This window comes from Thalassobacillus sp. CUG 92003 (assembly GCF_013618635.1).
Taxonomy (GTDB): Bacteria; Bacillota; Bacilli; order Bacillales; family Halobacillaceae; genus CUG-92003.
Genome location: NZ_JABLSJ010000001.1, coordinates 546,730 through 569,631, shown reverse-complemented (window position 1 = coordinate 569,631; position 22,902 = coordinate 546,730). Strand labels below are relative to the sequence as shown.

Annotated in this window: 21 protein-coding genes, 1 pseudogene and 1 riboswitch; of the genes and pseudogenes, 1 reads left to right on the top strand and 21 read right to left on the bottom strand. The window is 45.0% G+C overall.

Going from position 1 to position 22,902, the window contains the following annotated elements:
- Positions 1–234: 234 nt before the first annotated feature.
- The 12 genes from cysI to HOP45_RS02570 all read right to left on the bottom strand — a co-directional run bounded on the left by cysI (position 235) and on the right by HOP45_RS02570 (position 12,300).
- Positions 235–1,953, bottom strand: a complete 1,719-nt coding sequence (gene cysI, locus HOP45_RS02625; RefSeq protein WP_181347333.1) for an assimilatory sulfite reductase (NADPH) hemoprotein subunit — start codon at positions 1,951–1,953, stop codon at positions 235–237.
- Positions 1,954–1,977: 24 nt separating this feature from the next.
- Entirely contained in the window at positions 1,978–3,822 is a 1,845-nt protein-coding gene (locus HOP45_RS02620; protein WP_181347360.1) for an assimilatory sulfite reductase (NADPH) flavoprotein subunit, read from the bottom strand.
- 66 nt (positions 3,823–3,888) lie between these two features.
- Positions 3,889–4,698 carry a uroporphyrinogen-III synthase gene (locus HOP45_RS02615; RefSeq protein ID WP_181347332.1) on the bottom strand — a complete coding sequence of 270 codons (810 nt, stop codon included), beginning with the start codon at positions 4,696–4,698 and terminating at the stop codon, positions 3,889–3,891.
- Entirely contained in the window at positions 4,695–5,324 is a 630-nt protein-coding gene (locus tag HOP45_RS02610) for an NAD(P)-binding protein (protein WP_181347331.1), read from the bottom strand. Before HOP45_RS02610 ends, HOP45_RS02615 begins: the two co-directional genes overlap by 4 nt.
- Entirely contained in the window at positions 5,321–6,079 is a 759-nt protein-coding gene (locus tag HOP45_RS02605; protein ID WP_181347330.1) for a sirohydrochlorin chelatase, read from the bottom strand. Before HOP45_RS02605 ends, HOP45_RS02610 begins: the two co-directional genes overlap by 4 nt.
- Before the next feature lie 18 nt (positions 6,080–6,097).
- Positions 6,098–6,874 (bottom strand): uroporphyrinogen-III C-methyltransferase, encoded by a 777-nt coding sequence (gene cobA / locus HOP45_RS02600; protein WP_181347329.1) that lies wholly within the window; start codon positions 6,872–6,874, stop codon positions 6,098–6,100.
- A gap of 40 nt (positions 6,875–6,914) precedes the next feature.
- Complete coding sequence (locus tag HOP45_RS02595) at positions 6,915–7,640, bottom strand: phosphoadenylyl-sulfate reductase (RefSeq protein WP_181347328.1); 726 nt, start codon at positions 7,638–7,640, stop codon at positions 6,915–6,917.
- Between the two features lie 95 nt (positions 7,641–7,735).
- Positions 7,736–7,851: riboswitch (SAM riboswitch) on the bottom strand.
- A gap of 254 nt (positions 7,852–8,105) precedes the next feature.
- A complete protein-coding gene (locus tag HOP45_RS02590; protein WP_181347327.1) occupies positions 8,106–8,324 on the bottom strand; it encodes an anti-sigma-F factor Fin in 219 nt (72 codons plus the stop codon).
- Between the two features lie 93 nt (positions 8,325–8,417).
- Complete coding sequence (locus HOP45_RS02585) at positions 8,418–9,239, bottom strand: hypothetical protein (protein WP_181347326.1); 822 nt, start codon at positions 9,237–9,239, stop codon at positions 8,418–8,420.
- Positions 9,240–9,866: 627 nt separating this feature from the next.
- The gene (locus HOP45_RS02580) at positions 9,867–10,790 is read right to left on the bottom strand and encodes a helix-turn-helix domain-containing protein (RefSeq protein WP_181347359.1); all 924 of its coding nucleotides are present in this window, start codon (positions 10,788–10,790) and stop codon (positions 9,867–9,869) included.
- A 132-nt stretch (positions 10,791–10,922) separates the two neighbouring features.
- On the bottom strand, positions 10,923–11,837 hold the full coding sequence (locus tag HOP45_RS02575) for a S66 peptidase family protein (protein ID WP_181347325.1): 915 nt from the start codon (positions 11,835–11,837) through the stop codon (positions 10,923–10,925).
- A 319-nt stretch (positions 11,838–12,156) separates the two neighbouring features.
- Positions 12,157–12,300, bottom strand: a complete 144-nt coding sequence (locus HOP45_RS02570; protein ID WP_181347324.1) for a hypothetical protein — start codon at positions 12,298–12,300, stop codon at positions 12,157–12,159.
- Positions 12,301–12,752: 452 nt separating this feature from the next.
- Here HOP45_RS02570 and HOP45_RS02565 point away from each other — a divergent pair, with 452 nt between their 5' ends.
- Positions 12,753–13,937: a macrolide family glycosyltransferase gene (locus HOP45_RS02565; protein WP_181347323.1), complete on the top strand. Its 1,185-nt coding sequence runs from the start codon at positions 12,753–12,755 to the stop codon at positions 13,935–13,937.
- 81 nt (positions 13,938–14,018) lie between these two features.
- Here the strand turns inward: HOP45_RS02565 and HOP45_RS02560 are convergent, their stop codons facing one another.
- From HOP45_RS02560 to HOP45_RS02520, 9 genes and pseudogenes are all read right to left on the bottom strand, one after another.
- Positions 14,019–15,080, bottom strand: a complete 1,062-nt coding sequence (locus tag HOP45_RS02560) for an NAD(P)H-dependent flavin oxidoreductase (protein ID WP_181347322.1) — start codon at positions 15,078–15,080, stop codon at positions 14,019–14,021.
- A 204-nt stretch (positions 15,081–15,284) separates the two neighbouring features.
- Positions 15,285–15,440, bottom strand: coding sequence for a hypothetical protein (locus tag HOP45_RS02555; protein ID WP_160911488.1), 156 nt, complete (start codon positions 15,438–15,440; stop codon positions 15,285–15,287).
- Positions 15,441–15,924: 484 nt separating this feature from the next.
- Positions 15,925–16,433 (bottom strand): annotated as a pseudogene (locus tag HOP45_RS02550) (GNAT family N-acetyltransferase).
- Between the two features lie 539 nt (positions 16,434–16,972).
- Positions 16,973–17,134 carry a hypothetical protein gene (locus tag HOP45_RS02545; protein ID WP_181347321.1) on the bottom strand — a complete coding sequence of 54 codons (162 nt, stop codon included), beginning with the start codon at positions 17,132–17,134 and terminating at the stop codon, positions 16,973–16,975.
- 263 nt (positions 17,135–17,397) lie between these two features.
- Positions 17,398–19,065, bottom strand: a complete 1,668-nt coding sequence (locus HOP45_RS02540; protein ID WP_181347320.1) for a glycerol-3-phosphate dehydrogenase/oxidase — start codon at positions 19,063–19,065, stop codon at positions 17,398–17,400.
- 225 nt (positions 19,066–19,290) lie between these two features.
- Positions 19,291–20,784, bottom strand: a complete 1,494-nt coding sequence (gene glpK / locus HOP45_RS02535) for a glycerol kinase GlpK (RefSeq protein WP_181347319.1) — start codon at positions 20,782–20,784, stop codon at positions 19,291–19,293.
- Complete coding sequence (locus HOP45_RS02530) at positions 20,760–21,611, bottom strand: MIP/aquaporin family protein (protein WP_181347318.1); 852 nt, start codon at positions 21,609–21,611, stop codon at positions 20,760–20,762. The genes glpK and HOP45_RS02530 overlap by 25 nt, the downstream gene beginning before the upstream one ends.
- 192 nt (positions 21,612–21,803) lie before the next feature.
- Entirely contained in the window at positions 21,804–22,352 is a 549-nt protein-coding gene (locus HOP45_RS02525; RefSeq protein WP_181347317.1) for a glycerol-3-phosphate responsive antiterminator, read from the bottom strand.
- Between the two features lie 40 nt (positions 22,353–22,392).
- On the bottom strand, positions 22,393–22,899 hold the full coding sequence (locus HOP45_RS02520) for an acyltransferase (RefSeq protein WP_181347316.1): 507 nt from the start codon (positions 22,897–22,899) through the stop codon (positions 22,393–22,395).
- Between the last annotated feature and the right edge of the window lie 3 nt (positions 22,900–22,902).

Below are 22,902 nucleotides of genomic sequence, written 5' to 3'. Positions count from 1 at the left end.
TTCGCCGTTCGGGACTTGAACCCTATAGTTTATGCCCATGCCGGGCACACATAAAGAGAGTCTATCCTGGTGCAGGATAGACTCTCTTTTTATTGGCAGATAGGTGTTGATGCGCATAAATGTGAAAAATGGCGCTTAAATCTCAGTTTTGCCTCATAAATTCATGAAAATGGCGCATAAATTTCAATTTTGCCGCAAAAAATCGAAAAATGCCGCATAAACGCTCAGCTCACCTTAATCATGAAAATCGAGTCCGGAATGCACGGCTTCAATATAGCCGGCGCGAATCACGTAATCGCCGAAATGCTCATTGTCTTCGCGTTCTTTGGCATATTGAAACAGCATCGGTTTCAGGGTATCCAAGATCTCTTCTTCATTGATATTTTCCCGGTAGAGCTTGTTCAAACGGTCACCGGTAAAGCCGGCGCCTAAATACATATTATATTTGCCGGGCCCTTTGCCGATAAAGCCGATTTCACCCAGAGCCGGGCGCGAGCAGCCGTTCGGGCAGCCTGACATCCGGATGATGATCTCTTTTTCATTCAGTCCCGCTTCATCTAAGACGACTTCCAATTTATCCACTAGCGACGGAAGGTAACGTTCAGATTCAGCCATCGCCAATCCGCACGTCGGGAAGGCCACGCAGGCCATGGAATTCCGCCGCAGAGCAGAGTTGTGCTTACCATCGGTGAGTTCGTACGTGGCCACAAGCTCATCGATCTCTTGTTTCTTATCGTCAGTGACGTTGGCAATCACAAGATTCTGATTCGGTGTGAGCCGCATATCACCGGTGTGGACTTTCGCAATTTCTCTTAACCCGGTCATCATCAAATAATCATCGGAATCTTTAATACGGCCATTCTGAATAAACAAGGTGAGGTGCCACTTGCCGTCACCCTGCACCCAACCGTACCGATCGCCGTTATGATCAAAGGAATAAGGGCGGGCTTCTTCCAGGCTCCAGCCCAATCGGTTGTTAAGTTCCTCCAATACCCAGTCCAGCCCCAACCGATCTATCGTGTACTTAAACCGGGCATTTTTCCGTTCCGACCGATTGCCATAGTCGCGTTGAATCGTGAGAAGTTTTTCGCCGACATCAACCATCTGGTCCGCCGGGCAATATCCAATGACGCGCCCTAATTGCGGGTACGTATCGGTGTCGCCATGTGTCATGCCCATGCCTCCACCGATTGCCACGTTGAACCCTTGCAGCTGGCCGTCTTCCAGAATGGCAATAAAGCCGATATCCTGGGAAAAGACGTCCACATCGTTCGAAGGAGGGACGGCGACACCAATTTTGAATTTGCGTGGTAAATACAGAGCTCCGTAAATGGGCTCTACTTCTTCATCATCGCCACGACTGTCGAGGACTTTTTCTTCATCCAGCCAAATTTCATGGTACGCTTCGGTCTGTGGCGTCAAATGATCACTAAGTTTCTGGGACCACTGGTACACTTCCGAGTGGACTTCAGACTGATAGGGGTTCGGATTACACATCACATTGCGGTTCACATCCCCGCATGCTGCAATCGTATCCATCAAGGCTCCGTTGATCTCTTGAATGCTTTGTTTCATATTCCACTTCAGTACACCGTGTAATTGGAATGCTTGCCGTGTCGTCAGTTTCAGGGTGCCGTTGCCGTAACGATGGGCGAGGTCATCCATGACGAGCCATTGGTCAGGGGTCGCAACACCGCCCGCCGCACGGACGCGGATCATGAATTGATAGGCAGGTTCAAGTTTCTGCTGTTTGCGCTCAAGCCGCAAATCTCGATCATCCTGCTGGTAACTGCCGTGAAATTTCAATATTTTCGTATCAGCTTCTGGAATGCCCCCGCTAATTCGGTCAGCGAAGCTCTCAACAAGTGACCCCCGCAAGTAATTGCTGTTCGTTTTGATCGTCTCCATTTCACTCGGTGGTCCATCCTGTTGAGGAAACTTTTGCTCGGCCATGCTTAAACTCCTTTCTGTATATCCTTAATACACATCGCGTTGGTAACGCTTCTGCTTACGCATTTCGCTTAAGTGCGCTTCTGCATCGTCCCGTGTCATACCGCCCTCTTGTTCAAAAACGGTCACGAGCGCTTCGTGCACGTCCTTGGCCATATACGTTTCGTCGCCGCATACATAAACATGGGCTCCGGACTCGAGCCATTGATAAAGGTCCTGACTTCTTTCCAGCATACGATGCTGCACATAAACTTTTTCAGAGGTATCGCGTGAAAACGCCACATCCATACGTGAGAGCATGCCTTCTTTAAGCCACTTTTGCCATTCGATCTGGTAAAGAAAATCCGTCACAAAATGTTGTTCACCAAAAAACAGCCAGTTCCCGCCCTGGTCGCCGGTCTCCTCTCGTTCTTCCAAAAAGGCGCGATAAGGGGCCACACCGGTACCTGCTCCGATCATAATAACGGGCGTATCCGGCGTTTCCGGCAATTTGAAGTTCGGGTTGCGTTGAATAAACACGGGCAGGGTATCACCCGTTTCCGAACGCTCCGAACATTGTCCCGAGCAGACGCCGGTCCGGTTACGTCCGTGGGCATCATACCGTACCGCTCCGATCGTTAAATGGACTTCATCGGGATTGGCTTTTAAACTGCTCGCGATTGAATAAAGACGGACTGGTATTTTCCGCATGATATGAATGAAATCTTGTGCGGATGCTTGCCATGGGCCAAAATCTCGTACCAGGTCAACGAGGTCCCGCCCATTCAAATAGGTTTTGAGTTCTTCCTTATTATCCGGTTCGAGTAAGTTAGATAACGCTTCACTTTCCGTTAAGGAAGAGGCTTTCTCAAGCAGCGGCTTCGTCAAAGTGGTAATCTCAAACATAGAAATCAGAGCCTCACGTAAGGAGCGAATCTCCCCGTGCTTATTGATTTCCACGGTGGCTTCCGGGTTCCAACTCATCTCTTCAATCAACTTATCAGCCAGCACGGGGTCATTTTCCGGGAAGATGCCAAGACTGTCACCAGGTTCAAAGACCATGTTCGACCCTTCCAAGTCCAGCTCGAGATGGCGCGTTTCCTTGTTCGAGCCGCGGCCATTAAGGTTGAAATTTTCCAGAATTTCAGCTTTGAATGGGTTGGTTCTGGAATAGATAGGCTGGTCATCTGGAAAATCCACGGTTCCGGCAGCCGGAGCCTCAGCATTGTTGTTTTGCTGTTCGGCTGTTAATTTTCCTGCCACTGCATCGAACCACTCTTCAGCCGGCTCTTCAAAATCCAAATCACAATCGACACGCGCGTATAATCGTTCCGCGCCCAGCTCCTCCAGACGGTGATCAAATTCTTTGCCCGTTTGACAGAAGAATTCGTAGGAACTGTCACCCAGGGAAAGGACAGAAAACCTTACCCCTTCTAAATTGGGCGCTTTTTTACTAAAGAGGAAGTCGTAAAAGGTCATCGCATTATCCGGTGGATCTCCGTCCCCGTGCGTACTTGTTATCAGCAACAGATCCTCGACTTTCTTTAAGGCTTTGGCCTTGAAGTCATCCATCGATGTCAGGGTGACGTTGAAATCCTTCTTTTCTAACTTTTGCGCCATATCTTCAGCTAATGACTGCCCATTGCCCGTTTGGGAACCATAGAGAAGTGTGACCTCCCGCGTTTGACTTTGAAGAGGCTCACCAGCGTTTGACTGATCAGCAGACGATCCTTCTTGGACAGGGGCGGAGGCTCCGGAAAATTCGGATACCTGGGGCCCTGCCAGATAACCGCTCAGCCAAATTTTCTGACTCTCGGTCATGGTTGACAGCAGACGATTCAACAGATCGACTTGCTCTTGATTAAACGGGCTGTTCATGACTTGAAACTGCACCATATTCACCTCACACATTTATACTATTAGGTATTCGATTCTTTCGGGGACGCTTGCCAAACCAAACTAAACATTCACTTCCTGGTAATAGCGATCAAGCGCCACGACCATCGCGCCCATTTTCTGATCCTCCGGCTGAAGCACCTTGTCTATGCCCCAGCTTGCCAGTTCGTGTGCTGTCACTTTCCCTACTGCCACGGCTAACACACCATCATTGAAAGCCTGAAGCAAAGGAGTGCAGTCGGATTGGGCTTGAAACAGATTTCTGACTTGGGTTTTACTTGTAAACACGACCCCATCGAGGGAGCGTTGTTTGATTGCCTCGGTCAAACCATGGATGGTTTCAGGCTCCGGGGGATCGTACGTATAAGGCTGTGATAGATAAACACTATAGCCTAATGCTTCTAACGAGCCTTTCAATAACGCATCGTCCTGATTATAGGCTTGGAGAAAAACACGCCTTGCTTCGCTTGTTTGGCTGTCTTGCTCTAATGAGGTTAGAAGATCTTCCATCGTCCCGTCCTCAGCCATTAAAGCAGGCTCAATGTCGTGTTGCTTCAGCCAAGCATGGGTTTTCCTGCCGCGAATCGCTAAATGCGAGGTTTTTAACGTCTCTATATAGCGTGCGTGCAACCCCAATGCTTCTGCGGATTCAGCTAAAGTTCTGGCACCGATTCCTGTCGTCAACATAACGAGATCAAACGATCCACCAAGAAAATCGTTGATATTTTGCCGGCTGGTCTCCTCCTGAAGCTGCTTTCTGCCCTGGAGTGAGAAAACCTCAGGCGTGCCCGCTCTTTTTTGGATGAGTGTGCTGATCGACTCGGCACTCCTGTCAGCTGCGACGCCGATGCGCTTTCCTTGTAAGCCTTTCATGGTGAGCTGCCTCCTGAAGTTTGGTGTTCCAGCCAATCCAGCACAGTTTGTTGTTCAAGCGATCCCTGTGGGGGCTGCTCAATAAGCCGCTTCAATACTTCATGTCTCTCACTCTTTGAAAATGAAGACTGATTGATTAACATACGACATTCATAGAGAAAGTCCACATAGTGGCCGTAATCTTGATCATACTGTTCGGATAAATCTTGTTTGATTTGTGAAGCTAACATGGGGCTCGCTCCCTGAGTTGAGACCGCAATGGTCAACTTGCCTCTCGTTACGTAACCCGGAAATTGAATGTTCCCCCGCTCAGCATGGCTGGCATCATTCACCCACGCTGATTCGGGAGCTGAATGTACCACCGATTCGTTCACTTCATGTTGATCCGTCGCTGCTACCACCAGGTGTGCTTCCTTGAGATCGTCGGGGTGAAAGGGCTTGTTCTTCCAGGTTACGTTGCTGCACGCCACAAATTCTTCCAAGTCCACGTCAAGCTCAGGACTGATGATGACGACATTACTTTTCGTAGGCTGCAGCGTCCTTACCCGTTTGGCTGCAACCTTTCCGCCCCCTACAATGGCAATTGTTTTACCTGTAAGGTCTACCATCAACGGAAGAGCTGTCATACCTTCTCCCTCCGCGAATAGCTGGAAGGTAACGCTTCATAAACACGATCGATCTCAGCTTCGACCATCGCAGGATGATCTCCTAAATAGTCGCAAAGAATGAATTGCTGGCCTTCTGTGTTCCATTGATTTATTTTTTCCTGCATCGATTCCATCAAAATGCCCGTAAACCACAAATAAGGAATGACGAACGTTTGTGACGCTCCTTTTGCTGCAGCGGTTTGCAATGCATCTGGAAACGACGGGGAACACGCAGCCAAATAACAGACATCAACGTGAGGCGTATTCAATTTATTTTGGAGAAGGCTTGCGATATGTTCAATCGCAACCTTCGTCTCAGGAAGCCGACTACCCCGTCCCACCAGCAGCACGTTAGCATCTAGTTGGAGGGTTACGCCTGTTTCCTGCACCCGTTCAACAAGGATATCAACCACCCTCTCCTGGACACCGACCGGCTGACCTAAGGTGAAGGGGACGTGAGGGTAGCGTGCTTTCATCTTTTCAAGCTCTTCCGGGATATCGTTGTAGTAATGGCCAGCGCTCAACAGTAGAACAGGCATGACGGTGATGTGGGTGGCGCCTTGTTCAACCAGCTGATCCACCCCTTCTTCTATATCAGGGTCGGCCAACTCCAAAAAACACGTCAGTTGAAGTGGAATATCGATACGGCGCCGGACGGATTGAATGAAGGAAACGGCTTCTTGACGTGCCTCTTCAACGCGACTGCCGTGACTCACATATAAAATGGCTTGCATACATGACCTCCGATCCAATTATCCTACTATAGAGTGAGCAGGACGCTCTGATTCTTCCTGTTTCAGCTGTTCAAACCACTGCAATTTCTCACGTAAGCGAACGACTTCGCCGACCACAATCATGGCGGGATTCTTAACATCAGAAGCAACTTCCCCAATGGTCGCCAACGTGCCTGTCACGGTACGTTGTTCATCTGTCGTTCCCCATTGAACGAGCGCGATGGGAGTGTCGGGCGAGCGGCCGTAGCGCAACAATTGGGAGCAAATTTCCGGCAGCTTTTTTACACCCATGTAAATGCACAACGTATCCACGCTTTTGGCCAGATGCTCCCAGTTCTCCTGATCATGTCCGCCTTTACTTACGCCGGAAATGAAAGCCACAGACGAACTATGATCCCTATGTGTCACCGGGATCCCCGCATAAGCAGGAGCCGCAACACCGGCTGAGATGCCGGGTACAATTTCAAAAGGGATGCGACGTCGAGCCAATTCTTCAGCTTCTTCTCCGCCTCGCCCGTAAACCATTGGATCGCCCCCTTTGAGGCGCGTCACCGTCTTACCTTGGAAAGCAAAACGGCAGAGCAACCCATTAATCGTCTCCTGATTTAAAGCATGATGGTCCGGACTCTTCCCACAATAAACCAGTTCAACATCTTCTTTTGCTTCTTCAAGCAGCGCTTTGTTGACTAATCGATCGTACAAAATGACATCGGCTTTTTGAATGCTCTTCAACCCTTTTACCGTGATCAAATCCACATCGCCCGGACCGGCTCCAACGATATAAACTTTACTCATCCGGCTCATCCCTCCTTTTTTCGCTCAGAATCAATGATCGCTATTTGCCCGAAGAATGGAGACCACATTCGGTTTTATTGAATCCCTGCCAGCGTCCCGAGCGTTCGTCATCACCATCACGCACAGCAGCTGTACACGGAATGCATCCGATGCTTGGATATCCCTGATCGTGTAATGTGTTGTAATCCAAGTCGTTTAGTCGGGTATATTGCCAAACGTCGTCCCAGGTCCAGTAAATAAGGGGGCATACCTTAACGGCTTGAAACCGATCATCTTTATTTACAAAATCCGTGTTACTCCGACTTGGTGACTGTTCCCTTCGCAAGCCGGAAATCCACGCTTCGGCTCCATCCAGAGCCTCTTCAAGCGGTTTTATTTTCCGAATATAGCAGCACTGATCAGGCTGTCTGTTCCATAACGCCGATCCGTACTGATCAGCTTGCTCATCTAACGTCAAATCAGGTTGTTTCATATTAATGTTCAATTTTGGATAACGCGCTTTCACTTTATCAATAAGCTCATACGTTTCTGGAAAATGAATGCCTGTATCTAGAAAAACGATCTCAGCATCGGGTTTCACGCGTGAAATCAAGTCAATTAAAACGATCCCTTCAGCACCAAAGCTGCATGCATAAACCATGGAATCCCCGTAAGTGGCATAAGCCCATTCCAACACGCGTTGGGCACCTTTTGTATCATCTGTCGGCGTCCAATCTTTAAAGGGATCACCTGTAAAATATTCATAGGAAACGGTTTGATTCTGCATATTTTCCTCCCTTCATACGAAAAACAGCACGTATTAAAAAAACCTCTTCTTGTAAAATAAGAAGAGGGTTACGATTCAATCACTCAATCACCATCTTCTTATCCTTCAAGTGCACGGCACTTGCTGGAATTGGCACAGTATCTGATGAAAGATCATCACACCCGTTGCCGAGGCTTCATCGGGCCAGTCCCTTCACCTCTCATGATAAGAATGTGTCTGTATGAAGCTGAATTAAATAAATGATTGATACACATGTTATGCTCATTTTAAATAAATGTCAATATATTGTGTGAATATTTTTATCATTTCCGACCCCTACGCAGACGCTGCTTCCAAAGCTGAAAACTGGCATGGCAGGCATGATTACTCGTCTTAATCCCTACAAAATCGATCGGAAAAATTTTATTTCTTAAGCAGCCATCCAACCTTGCTGGAGGATCTGGAAAATGAACCTGCCTACTAATCTTAATGAAACTGATTAATGTTGGAGCCAGGATCTGTCGATTCTCTGCAATTATCGCATATTGTATATATATTAAGATCGCCTTTGTTGCTCATATGGACCATCTGTTGTTCGTCTGTGTCGTTTAAAACATCCGCTCCTAATTGTGAGGGGTCCACTTGCTTATTATCCAACTCTCCAACTTGTCGACGGCACCTGCGGCAATAATAACGAATTTTCATGTCCTTCCTCCTTGTCACCCTAAAGGTGTGCATCTTTAGTTTGGTCGACATAGAAACCACTTATACAATCCTCAGAGAGTAGCGGCAACCTTTTTAATAGCGAGTTTGCAGCAAAAATAGGAAAGCCACTAAGGACGATGGAATATTTTCGGTCTCGTTCCAATTCAATAAATCACCCGGGACTTTGTCGAATTCATCGGGCGCTTCTATCGGGATGCCGTTATTTTTCATTTCCACGTAGGCGTGCCCTGCCTGGTCATGAATGGTCAGCTGCCCAAAATAAGCATCTGAATTCGCCACCCAACGGATCGTATCCCCTTCAACAAAGGTTATCTGCTTGGCTTTATCTTTCTTTTCTGTTTGTGCATAGGCGACATAACGGTTATGTGGGTCTTCTAAGTAAACACGCCAATGCATGCCGCCTTTTTTATGCACATAAAAAAGAAGAGTTCCGTCTTCGTCCCTAATTTGGTAGCGCTTAGGCATTAGTGAATGCGTTGAATAGGTCTGCCCCGCAATGGCTGCTATAGCTGACAGTACCTTCTTCGCAGGCGGTGTGGTGTCCACCATCTCGCCGTATGTACGCTGCGTCATGTCATACAAGTGAAATCCGTTGCGCTCAGACACTTTTGTGCCGACGTACATTCTTTTACGCATGAGGTAACATGGTTCTTCGTCACCCGCTTGCCTAAATGCACGAAGGTCATTTTGAGCGGCGTGCAAATCGATCACGCCATAACGCAACAGGAGAATACCTGAAGCGCCAAGTCCGGCACAAATGATGACACCGAGCCACGCCACTCGATCTGTCACTACCATCATGCCGATAAAACCGAGCATGACCGCCAAGGCGCTACCTCCAAATATCGCCTGCCTTTTACCATCCTGAGCAATCATTTTTCCTAATTCCGTCATATCCGTCACCTCGCCTATAAATACGAACCAGCAAGCGCACATGTTTCAAAATTATTTGTTGCCATATTATGAATCAGGGGTGTTTTAATTGCCATGTACACCATTTCAACGTTATACCTTTTTTTAAAACGTCGTTAAATCTCAGTGGTGTTATTTTAGATAGGTTCCTGTTCCTATAAAGATTGTCATTAAGGGCCACCCCATAGTTATTGCCGTTCGGTACTTATTTTTTATCAAAAATCCTGCCTCCCTTTTTCATCCAAGCTATGTATGTTTCACAGAGGTGGTATTTATCTTGTAATTTATAAGGTATTGCCAGCCCTATTAACCAGAATGTAGTAAATACAAGGAGAAAGACAAGAAAACGAAGCCATACAGATTCTTGATAAAACAACGTTGCCATTTGACTAACGATTGATGTGAGTAGCACAAAAAGCGCAATCCTTTTATATAAGATGATTTATATAACCTCCTTTATTATTAAAAATAGCCTGTACATAGAAACTTTGTTTTGGAACGATAACTAAGAAAATATTGAATAGTACTAGGTTCTGGACCTACTTATACCCTGGCAGTTAGTGAAAAAACGATTGCTCATATTGAACAATCGCCCCGAGAACCTTTTATTCATAGTACCCCCTTACTATCCTTAATCAAGTTATGATCTATATAAGGCATAATTGAAGAGATTTCCCCAATCCCTTGTTTTGAAATTGCATCTAAAGCCAGTTCATTTAAGAGCTCTTTTTTTACAAAAGGAGCTAATGAAACGATGGAGGAAATACCATTTACATTGTAACTATCTTTCACACAATCATTTAACGTACGTTCACTAACAAAAGGGGCAATAGACGATAAGCCCGCTAACCCATTCTTTTCATACTCCTGCTTTATGCATTCTTCAAGAACCTCTTTGCTGATAAAAGGAGCCATTGACGCTAAACCTTTCACTCCTTTTAATTGATATTCTTCTTTCGCACACTCATCAATGAGGTCTTGACTGATAAATGGAGCTACGATTGGAAAGCGTTCAAGTCCACTTCGCTCAAACGCTTCCTTTGCACATTCCTCCATCACTTCTTGACTTATATAAGAGGCAAATGTGGATAGCCCTTTAACCCCTCGCTTATTAAATTCTTTCTTTGCCAGTTCATCGATCGAATCTTGGCTAATGTAAGGTGACATCATGGATATTTCTTGCGGATCCAATTCACTATCGATATTTTGATAAACCTTCTCTGCCTGAGTTGTCGTTATTATGGGTGCAGCATGAATAAGCTCTTCTTTCTCAATTGGGCCTGAACCTTGCAGTGATCCGTCCTCGATTAACTGAGTGACTACTTTTGTCCCTTTACTATCGTCTAAAATAGCATCGATACTGACACCAAATTCTTTCGAGAGTTCCGGAAGTTTAGATATATCCGGCATAGTATGACCTCGTTCCCAGTTACTGACGGCTTGAAAACTTACACCTAAAAGATCTGCCAGAGCCATCTGCGTAATATTTTTTTCCTTTCTCAAATCAGCAATTTGTTTTCCCACTTTTTTCATATCAAACAACTTTACCACCTCTTTCGTTTAGTTGTTCTTAGTGTAACGTGCAGACAACATGAATCCTATCAACTATTACTTGAAAAAGTGGTCTCTTCGAACTCAAGCAGTACTTGAAAGCTGAAACCAAATTCACATTACACCTGAATCAATCACCAATTGAGGCGGCGAAGTAGTGAGTTTCGCGTTTACTCCCAGCGGCACCCCATAGTTTGGCTGACTGTGGCCAAAGGGGAAATGTTCCACAACCGGGAATGACGCATGAGAGAAGAAATGTTGAAGCACTTTTCTTAACCTCGCATATTCGTCTGGTTCCACTTGGACATGGCCTAAGACTACACCTTGAACCTCATCAAACACCCCTGCCTGTTTGAGATGAGTAAGCATCAAATCGACACGGAACGCTGGTTCTGCAACTTCCTCAATGAGGAGAATCGCCCCGTTTGCGTCCACCTGATAAGGCGTTCCCACCCCATTGGTGAGGAGTGTCAGATTTCCTCCTACTACCTGTCCTGCTCCTGTGCCGTGAGCTAGCGTGTTAAGCGGCGATGTGTGAGCATCATAAGTTATGCATTCGCCCGTAAACAAATGTGAAAACAAGGATTCTGTCTCGCTTGTTCTATGTTCGTCATTCAGATCAGATGCTACCATCGGACCGTGGAAAGTCACCAGGTCACTGTTTTTTTGAATAGCATTAAGCAAGTATGTAATGTCGCTGTACCCCCAGAATATTTTAGGGTTACGTTGTATCTTTTCGTAATCGATCATGGGAGCAATTTTTGCTGACCCAAATCCTCCATTTGCGCAAAAAATCCCACGTATATCAGGATTACAAAAGGCCTCATGCAAGTCATCAAGTCGCTTTTGATCGAGAGCTGCAAGATCTTCCTCCATATCCATATCGAACACGTGCCGTCCAATGACGACTTCAAGACCCATTTTTTCTAATATACGTTTTCCCTGAATCAGGTGCTCTTTGTCTGGTGGTCCGGCCGGTGCAATAATGGCTACGCGATCACCCGCTTTTAAGGGAGATGGTTTAATCATAAAGTTTTCTCTCCTAACCTTACTTTTAATTACATGTTAAATTTCCAACCTGCCTAACAACCTAATGAGCCCGAGATAAATGTGATAAAAAATTAGTCCACACATAGCACCAGCGCCAATCGTTTTTAGAAAACCTATTAGTGAAGAAGATGATATAAATCCCTGAACGGTAAAATCTTCAAAGATAATGGAGTAAATTGATGGGATATATGAAAGTAAAACCAAAATTATAGCTCCAACTAACATATACATGTAAAAATTTGTTATGTATCGGTTTCTCCAATGAATCCAATTGTACATCATCTTAACAATCACTCCGCTAACCGCAAAAATAAAAAAAAGCAATTAAAAATACTAACATTGTATATTCTTCGCTGCCGCGCGAATAGAAATAAAGGCTGACAACTAAAGCAGCACAAATACTTGTTGTGATTTGGATTACCCCTTCGGTCAACTTGTTCAATGCCACTCCCCCTTACTCCCCTTTGGTAAGTTTCTTATTCATATTAATTCTACATCAATGAAGATACCTTCCACTCAAATAAGATAGGTTGGCTGGGAAATGACGAGACTCCCGCGGGAAAAAGAAGCTTGGCAAGACCCCACAGGGAGCGAAGCGATCGAGGAGGCTTGCCGGTTCCCCGCAGGAAAGCGAGTTATTTCCCAGCCAACCTAAACTCTTGTACCATAAAGTCCCCATAATATCCTCGTAAGCTTGAACCTTCAATCATATTTAAATCGGTTAAACTAATTTGTTACGTTTCGGTGAACTCTCTTGGTTTTTCTCATCCCTATATGAAACAATTCCTCTAAGTTGCAATTACTGTGGTTTTGATATGACCAGCCTTTTCAAGATACGCAGTTTTTCTCGTCATTGTATGATCTACTCAAAATCCAATGTAGAGGGGATTACCTATGGCAAACATTTTAATCATTAACTTTCCAGCTGAGGGACATGTCAATCCAAGCTTAGGCGTAACAAAAGCTTTTGCAGAGCGAGGAGACAACGTTTATTATATCTCCACTGAAGAATACAAAGATCGTATAGAAGGGGTCGGCGCAAACGTCATCCTACATGAGAATGTATTAAAAGGGGCGGAAATCGATACAGCTAGTCCAGGAGCGAGCAATTCCTTATTGACTATCATGCTGCAGACTTCTTTAGATATCTTATCCATCACAAGAGAGTTGGCTAATGACATCTCATTCGATTTCGTTTACTACGATTCCTTTGGGGCAGGGGAATTAGTGAGAGATTATTTACAAGTACCCGGATTCTCTTCCTCTGCTTCCTTTTTAATACCAGAAGAATTTATGCGAAACCTTCCGATTCACCCAGATGCCGGAGAATCTTTAGAGCTAAATGAACATAGTCAATCTATTTTAGATACGATAAAAAAGGAATACGGCGTGTTTCCTAAGAATATGCTGCAGTTTATGCAAAATCAGGGCGAAAAAAAGATCGTATATACGAGCGAGTACTTTCAACCTCGTCTAAATGAGTTTGGTGAAGGATATCATTTTATTGGACCCAGTTTTCCCCATCGAAAAGGAGGGAATGATTTCCCAATCGAGCAACTTGATAACGAAAGGGTCCTTTATATTTCCATGGGAACCATACTGCACAATGTCGAAGATTTCTTTAATACGTGCATAGACGCCTTTTCAGATTTTCCAGGGAAAGTCGTCATTGCAACAGGGGCACGCGCTAATTTTCAGAAGTTAAAACATGCCCCAGATCACTTCATTATTAGACGGTATATCCCCCAGTTAGATGTATTGCAACACACGAATGTATTCATAACGCATGGCGGTATGAACAGTGTAAATGAAGCAATCTATCATGAAGTCCCTATGGTCGTGCTTCCCCATGATAAAGATCAACCAATGGTTGCAGCACGTCTTTCGGAACTTCATGCTGGATATGCCATTTTTTCCAATAACGTAACGAAAGACATGCTACAAGAAGCTGTGCATGAGGTGGTCCACAATCAAGATTATAACCATGGCATTCAAAAGATCAAAGATAGCTTTCTACGCTGCGGAGGTCCATCGGAAGCGTTAGAGATTATCGATGCTCATCTTGAAAGAGATAACTAATAATAGTTTAAACAGGGACCTCACTAAAATAGGAAGGTCCCTTACACAAGTACATAGTTATATTACAGTGCTGTCATTTTCTTAGCTATTGATCCTTTTTGCCTGTGAAACAATGGATTGGAAAATGTCAGCTGCAGATTCACTTTGACTTAATCGCGGGCTCTGTCCGGACCAGAGTGACATAAATTCAGATCTGTTCTGTACAGCAGCTTCCTTTCGAATACCCTTGGTCAAAGTGTTTTGCAAGGGATAGTCTAACAGGTCATTTTCATAACCTTCCATTCTTTCAATAAAGGCATTACGAATTCCTCTAGCTGGTTTACCGCTAAAGGAAGAAGTCATAACCGTTTCTGTCTCTTTAGTATGTAAAATGGCTTCTTTATGTTGAGGTTTTGCTCCACTTTCTTTACACGTAACAAATGCTGTTCCTAGTTGTACGCCTTCAGCACCAAGGACCATGGAAGCCCGTACTCCTCTCCCATCCATAATTCCACCTGCAGCGATGACGGGAATACTTATTTGATCTGCGACTTGAGGAATGAGTGACATCGTACCAATCATTGACTGACTGTAAGAGCCTGAAAATGTCCCGCGGTGGCCACCAGCTTCGCTTCCCTGTGCGACCACGGCATCCATTCCATATTGTTCATTGAGAATGGCTTCCTCTACCGTTGTGGCAGTTCCAATTAGAACGATGCCTTCATCTTTTAGGTCTTGGATGATGTCTTTGTCGGGAATTCCAAAAGTAAAACTACATATAGGGACGTGTTGTTCTTTAATTATCATAATTTGATTTTCGAACAGTGATTCGTCGACCTGCGGTTTTGTTTCATCCTTTATTCCAAGTTCATTCCGAAAAGGTGCGAGTAACTGATTGACTCTTCCTATTTCCTTCTCTGTCGCATAAGGAAATTCTGGGACAAACACATTCACACCAAAAGAACGTCGGGTTAAGTTCTTGATGTCTTGAATGGTCTTTCTTATGGCTTCGGGTTCCATATACCCTGCGCCTAAAGTGCCAAGACCTCCTGCATTAGAAACAGCAGTCACGAGTTCTGGTGTGGTCACTCCTCCTGCCATTCCAGCTTGGATAATAGGGTGATGAATATTCAGCAGCTCAAGTAATCGGCTTTGAGTCCACATTCGCTCTACTCCTTTGGCAAAAGAATATGCTAACATGTTCATTAAATTAACTACCTTACTCAATAAAGAGATTTAGAGGCATGCGGGATGACGCCACTATCATACTATGACGATGGGTCCGCTTTTTAAAACATTCGCATACTGCCTCTGAAAAGGCGGTAATCTTAACTATTGTTTTCCTTTCCTTCAACGAACTCCGGTTGCCTAATTTTTCTCCAGAATAACAAGGGAAGAAACCATGGGAACCAACCCCACTGGACTCTGAGATACAACCTTCCATCCCTCTTGAAGAAGTTGATTTAACTCACTTACGTTATTCTTTTTATCGGATTGATAATGAACTGTGATGGCCTTTTGCATGATACACCTCCCGAAACCAATATACCCTCCCTATAAACAGGAGGAGGCTATTTTTTTGCCGCACGACTATTAAAATTCTTTTATTTCGCTTCTCAACCCCTATAATAACACAACCATCCTTGCAAATTGTGTCAAGCCCCACTTCTTTCAGCTTTTCTTTTTTTCTTGAAAATCACGTAGATAACGTTTGCAACAACTAATAACAACGAGCCTGTTAGTGCACCTAATATACTAGCTAAGCTAGGGTTTACTAACGAACTTCCGATCACTCCCCCAATGAAAATGAATATAGCGTACCCGCTAAGCCTCCATTGAGTGTAAAAAATCTTATTTATGTTCATATAGTCTTACTCCCGTTCTAATTCATAATCGTTTAATAGCATCGTGTTAATCTAATTAGAAAGTTATAACCGGCATACAAATGGACTTTTTTAGGTCTTGACCTATAGACTTGAATTCAAGGTGAATTGAGTTTTCCCCTCGATTATCCTCCTCTGCTTTCCAAATCTTCAGCCAGCATTCCATATACAATACTGTCTGTCCACTCACCTTTACTCCAGTAATCCTGTTTGAAGTGCGCTTCCTTTCTCATCCCTATTCGCTCACACAACCTTTGAGAGGCCAAATTCCTCGCATCCAGGTTGGCTTGGACCCGATGCACCTTCACTTCTTCAAATAAATATTTCACTAATTGACTAACTGCTTCTGTTGCATATCCCTTACCTGAATAGTGAGCAGAAAAACTATAGCCAATTTCAACCGTATCTTGACATCTGTAAACCATACAGATAAATCACCAATAACGTGTGTACTTTCCACTACTGCTAGACTTAAGGCGGATTCCTTAGTGAGAGAACAGTTCTCCAATTTTTTCTCGAATAACTGCTGCATGTTTTCACGTGTCCATTTATCGTGCAATAAATACCTGCATGTCTCATCGTTATTGTAGATGTTAAATACATCTTGTAAGTCAATACGCTTAAAAGGTCTGATTTCTAACCTTTCAGTAGTGAATTCGAAGAGAACCCCCTCCTCTCTAGCTCCGTATAAACTTCTCCTAAGCTTCTATTTTAATTGCCCCAGACACGTGAAGACTTAATTTCAACTTATTTGATCTACAATGAAATAAATCTCTAATACTCTAAGTTACCTCTTCAACTTCAAATTTTAACTTATCTAAATCCCATACATCTTTTTCATTTTTTTTGATAACTTCTGCCTGTACTTTTTGCCCTTCATCTCAGTCAGTTGCTCTTTTAAGCAATCGCCCCGATATAGGGAGAGCTTGATTATCCTCATCTAAATTTATTGTTCCAAACAGTTTCCCCGTGTCTCGTAAAATATCCTCTGTTGTTTTTTTATTTTTGCCCATCATTTACATTGCCCTTCTGGCAACTTTGTTTGCTTTTATCCTTTCTCAAGCTTGCTCCGGCAGTTTAAAAAGCTAAATACCTTCCCTATATTTCCTATACTTATGTAATGAAGGCGAGTACTCATCTAAAATTACCCTTTCATCTACCTGTGTCGAATTTTCACTTTTTTCGTTGAAGACGAATCCATATTAATGCAACAATACCGGCGCCAAATAACCCGCCTATTGTGACTGAAGTTAAATTGCCTGAGTCCCCTGAAATAAAGTAAGCGATAATGACAACTACTACAGGAAATATTAATAAATCAAATATTCTTTTCATTATTATATTCCCTCCATGAATTCATTTCTCTTATTATACGTACGATAGTAAATCCGTTTAGTTTCAAAATTGACGATTACCTCGAAAAGACTTCACCTAACCTGCGCAATAGATAAAGACGCAGTTTCGTGATAAACACTCCAAATTTGATGAGCGTTTTCATGAACAACCCACCCCACCGTTTAACAATGGTAATAGAAAAACAGTACCAAATCTATAAAAAGGTGCCCTGCATCTGCACGCAGGACACCTTTTTTACTCTCTTAAACATATTCAATTGGTTCCACTGCTTCTTGTAACAGCTGCTCCAGTTCACGCGTATACGTGCGCTTTTGCTGGTCGCTCCAGTTCAGCGTTTCAGCCATATAGGCGACGACATTCGCTTTGTGCTGATGCACCCAATGGATATCAAAGAATAAGGCACCGGTCCGGCGGATGAAGAAATCGACGGGCTTGGTGATCATCTCTTCCTCCGTGGCGTAGCGCAATTGGGCAAAAACAATCGGGTCGATGCCGGCTTGTTCCGCTTCATCAGCTTGCTTCTGGAAGATCTCAAATACGCGCTCGACATTGGAGCCATACATTTCTACCAGCTGACGTGCTTTATCTTCGGCCACGTTCAGGGTGATGCCGTATTTGACTTGGTTTAGGATATAATCTTTGAAACCTGTTGAGCCGCCGACTTCTCCGCCTGAGATCGGCATGTTTTTCGTTTCTGAATCCATGTATTTTAAGCCCGTTTCATTTACGAACTGATCTCTGACTAAGTCCACTACAGACTCAGCCATTTTACGATAACCTGTCAGTTTGCCACCGGCAATGGTGATCAAACCAGAATCTGAAACGAAAATTTCATCTTTGCGTGAGATTTCAGAAGGGTCTTTCCCTTCCTCATGAATTAACGGTCTCAGCCCGGCCCAGCTGGATTCCACATCGTCTTGTGTTAAATTGACGTCCGGGAACATATCGGCAATGGCGTTCAGAATGTAATCACGATCGCTCTCGGTCATGGTTGGATGAGAGATATCCCCTTCGTAATTCGTATCGGTTGTGCCGACATACGTCTTGCCATCACGCGGAATGGCAAAGACCATCCTTTCATCGGGTGAGTCGAAATAAACCGCCTGCTTTAACGGGAATTGTTTATGATCGAATACAAGATGGACACCTTTGGTCAAATGCATGGTCTTGCCTTGTTTGGAACCATCGATTTCACGGAGGCGATCAACCCACGGACCGCCTGCATTAATGATTTTTTTCGCAAAAATCGTAAAGGTTTCACCTGTAAGCTGATCCTCGGCCACCACGGCGTTTAGCTGATTGTCCTCATTATAGTTAAAGTCAATGACCTTCGTGTAGTTGGCCGCCTTCACATTATACTCGACAGCTTTCTTTAGCACTTCAAGGGTTAAACGGGCATCATCTGTCTTATACTCAACATAATAGCCCGCCCCTTTCAAGTCTTTCTGACGAATCAACGGCTCTCGCTTTAATGCCTCTTTCGGCGATAGCATCGAGCGACGTTCTTTTTTCTTCACTCCAGCCAGGTAGTCATAGACACGCAGGCCGATTCGGGTACTGAACGGCCCGAAATTACCCCCCTCATGAAAAGGAAGCATCATCCATTCGGGTGTGGTTACATGTGGACCATTTTCATAAACGATTTCTCGTTCTTTGCCCACTTCAGCGACCATTTTTACTTCGAACTGTTTCAGATACCTAAGCCCGCCGTGCACGAGTTTCGTCGAGCGGCTCGATGTACCGGCAGCAAAATCCTGCATCTCCAATAAGCCTGTTGTCATGCCACGGCTGCCTGCGTCTAACGCAACACCAGCTCCTGTAATGCCGCCTCCTATAATCAGAACATCAAGTTCTTTTTCACGCATGTCATTAATCATTGCGGATCGTTCAAAGCTTGAAAATCGTGTCATCCGTCTTCACTCCTTTTGGACCATTCTGTCATGTATTCGTGTTGGTTCTCTGTATGTCTATACCCTTATACCCATTTTTTCATGTGGGGCGCCCATAAAAAAGAGACCACAAACCATCCTTTTTGCCTCATACAAAAAGGGGGGCGTGGTCTCTCCATCATCTCCAACCGAATAAATTAACTTACGTTCAGTATATCATGAAGTCCGAAAATCGCAAAACCTTCCTTATGGTTTGAACACACGGGCAGCTTCAACGGCTTTTTGCCAGCCATGATAAAGCTCTTCCCGGGATTGCTGTTCCATATTTGGTTGAAAGTTTTTGCCGATCTGCCATTGCTGGGCGATTTCTTCTTTATTATCCCAAAAACCGATCGCCAGTCCAGCCAGATAGGCAGAACCTAGCGCTGTCGTTTCATTGACTTTAGGCCGTTCAACTTCAACGTCCAGAATATCGCCTTGAAACTGCATCAGCAAGTCATTCTGCACAGCTCCACCGTCGACACGTAGTTTTTTCAACTCAATTCCTGAATCTTCGGTCATGGCATCGACCACGTCTTTTGTCTGGTAAGCAAGGGATTCAAGCGTCGCTCGGACAAGATGTTCTTGCTTTGTCCCACGCGTCAATCCAAAGACCGCTCCTCGCGCTTCGCTATCCCAATAAGGAGTACCAAGGCCTACGAAGGCAGGCACGACATACACACCATCCGTCGAAGCAACGCGCGCGGCCAGTTCCTCACTCTGCGGCGATGATTCAATTATTTTCAATCCATCGCGCAGCCATTGAATCGCGGAGCCCGCCACAAATATACTGCCTTCTAGCGCGTATTCCACCTTGCCATCAACACCCCAGGCCAGGGTCGTTAACAGGCCATTGTTTGAGTGCACAGCTTGCTCACCTGTATTCATTAACATAAAGCAGCCCGTTCCGTATGTGTTTTTGGCCAGTCCTTTTTCAAAGCATGCCTGTCCAAATAAGGCCGCCTGCTGATCCCCTGCGGCTCCTGCGATCGGAACCTCTTTGCCAAAGAAGTGGTAATCAACTGTATGCGCATACACCTCTGATGAAGGCTTCACTTCCGGGAGCATGCTGGCAGGCACCCCTAATATATCAAGTAATTTTTCGTCCCATTTCAACTCGTGGATGTTATACATCAATGTCCGGGATGCGTTGGAATAATCGGTGACATGGGCTTTTCCACCGGAAAGCTTATAGATGAGCCAGGAATCGATGGTACCGAACAATAACTCACCATTATCAGCTTTTTCCCTCGCTCCTTCCACATTGTCCAACATCCACTTCACTTTTGTGCCGGAGAAATAAGGGTCAAGCAACAAACCGGTTTTCTCACGAAATGTATCATTTAGTCCTTGCTCTCGCAGCTCATTACAAATGGATTGTGTTTGGCGTGACTGCCAAACGACGGCGCGATAAATCGGCTTGCCGGTGTTTTTATCCCAGATGACGGTCGTTTCACGTTGGTTGGTGATGCCGATTCCGGCTACCTGATCCGGTTCAATATCAGCTCGCCTCAGGACATCGGCGATACACGCTAACACAGACGTCCAAATTTCATTCGCATCATGTTCCACCCAGCCTGGTTTATCAAAATACTGTTCAAACTCTTTCTGGGCAGTTTCGACGATTTCTCCATCATGGTTAAACAGAATAGCACGTGAGCTTGTCGTCCCCTGGTCTAGCGATAAGATGTACGTTTCCATAAGGATCCCCTCCGATTAGATTGATACGTATGTTCCGCTTTTTTCAATTCAATTTGAGCAGCGGCAAATAGAATCAGTATTACGACTATCGTCATGAAGTAAAAACCTACACTCCTATTTCCCTCAAAGAACGCCTGATAAAACAATGCGCCATAAACACCGCCAATGATCGGGCCAACTACAGGAACCCAGGCGTACCCCCAATTTGATCCACCCTTGCCGGGAATAGGCAGGATGAGGTGTGCAAGACGCGGGCCGAGATCACGCGCTGGATTAATCGCATACCCGGTTGTTCCACCCAGCGACGCGCCGATGGCCACAATCAGAAGGCCGACGATCAACGGATTCAACCCTTCGGTAAATTCGTTAGCGCCAATAAACAATAAGCCCATGACAAGGACGAACGTGCCGATGATTTCACTGACTAAGTTCGCTATCGGGCTATGAATGGCTGGGTCAGTTGAAAACACTGCCAGCTTGAGGCCGGGGTCTTCGGTTTCCTTCCAATGAGGCAAATAATGAAAAAAGACGATGACAGCACCACTGAAGGCGCCAATCATTTGACCTAAAATATAGATCGGCACTTTATCCCACGGAAAGTCCCCAATCGCAGCAAAGCCCAATGTGACGGCCGGATTGATATGGCCCCCGCTGATATTCCCCACAGCGTAAACCCCCATGGCCACACCTAAACCCCAGGCTATGCTAATCAACAGCCATCCTGTGCCGGCCGACTTCGTCTTACTTAAAACATTTCCAGCTACCACACCGCCACCTAAAATGACTAAAATCATGGTGCCGATTATTTCTCCCACAAACTCCGTCACCGCAGTCCCTCCTTGATTAAGTATCCATTGACTAACCTTCTGGAAACATAAAAAATCCACACGCCTTCGATTCCAGAAAATAAACTTCTGAAATCTGAAACGTGTGGATCTCCTCGTCTCCGTCACTTTACTTAACTTGTGCTATTTACTTTACTAAAGAATGAAAACGCTGTCAAGATATGTTGCATCATTTTAAAAATCCCACAAGTCTGTTCGCGAGGTGGAAACCGAACAAGCACCTGCTGCCAGCGCAGCTTCCCGCTCTTCTTCGGTCCGGATCAATCCCCCCGCTATGATCGGAACGTCAATTTGATTTCCCAGCTCCTCAATCATATTGGGCAAAACCCCCGGCAGCAATTCCACATAATCTGGTTTCGTTCTGGCTATCAATTTCAAATTATAGTCGATCGCGTGACTATCAATTAAAAACATGCGCTGAATCGCAGTCATCTTATAGGACTTAGCCAGCTGGATCACATTCGTACGGGTGGAAATCACTCCATCCGGTTTGACGTGCTGTCCTAAAAATTCCATGCCGTAATCATCGGTTTTCAGCCCTTGAATCATGTCTGCGTGTAAAAAGACCCGCTTTTTTGCTTTATGGCCATAGTTAACGAGACTTTTTAAGTGAGAGATTCGTGTATCCAGCACCACGATGATGTCTGTTGAACTCTCGAGCAGCTTATCAAAATCTTTCATGTTTTTCACAGCTGGCAATATAGATTGGTCAATGCTCCCCATGAACCTCGGTCTCCTTTCTTGAAGAAATGGCCGCCGATTGTCACTTGAGTCTTGCCCTCAGTTCTTCTTGCGTGTAGATGACTCTCATGGGATTTCCCCCGACGAAAGTGCCGGCCTCCACATCTTTATTGACTAACGTGCCGGCCGATACCACCGCTCCGTCGCCGATGGTCACGCCAGGTAAAATTGTAGTGTTGGCTCCAATCATGACTTCATTCCCGATGATGACGTCCCCCAGCCGGTATTCATGAATTAAGTATTCATGGGCAAGAATCGTGGTATTATAACCAATCACGCTGTTTTTACCAACACTGATCCGCTCTGGGAACATGATGTCGAGCATGACCATCAGCGCAAATGCCGTTTCTTCCCCCACCTTCATTCTGAGAAACGTACGGTATAGCCAATTTTTCAGTTTAAGCACAGGGGTGTAGCGAGCGGCCTGAATAACGAGGAAATTTTTCACGACTTTCCAAAACGGGACCGTTCGGTAAATATGCCATAGTGAATTTGATCCTTTAACAGGATAACGCTCTGTATTCCGCATCGA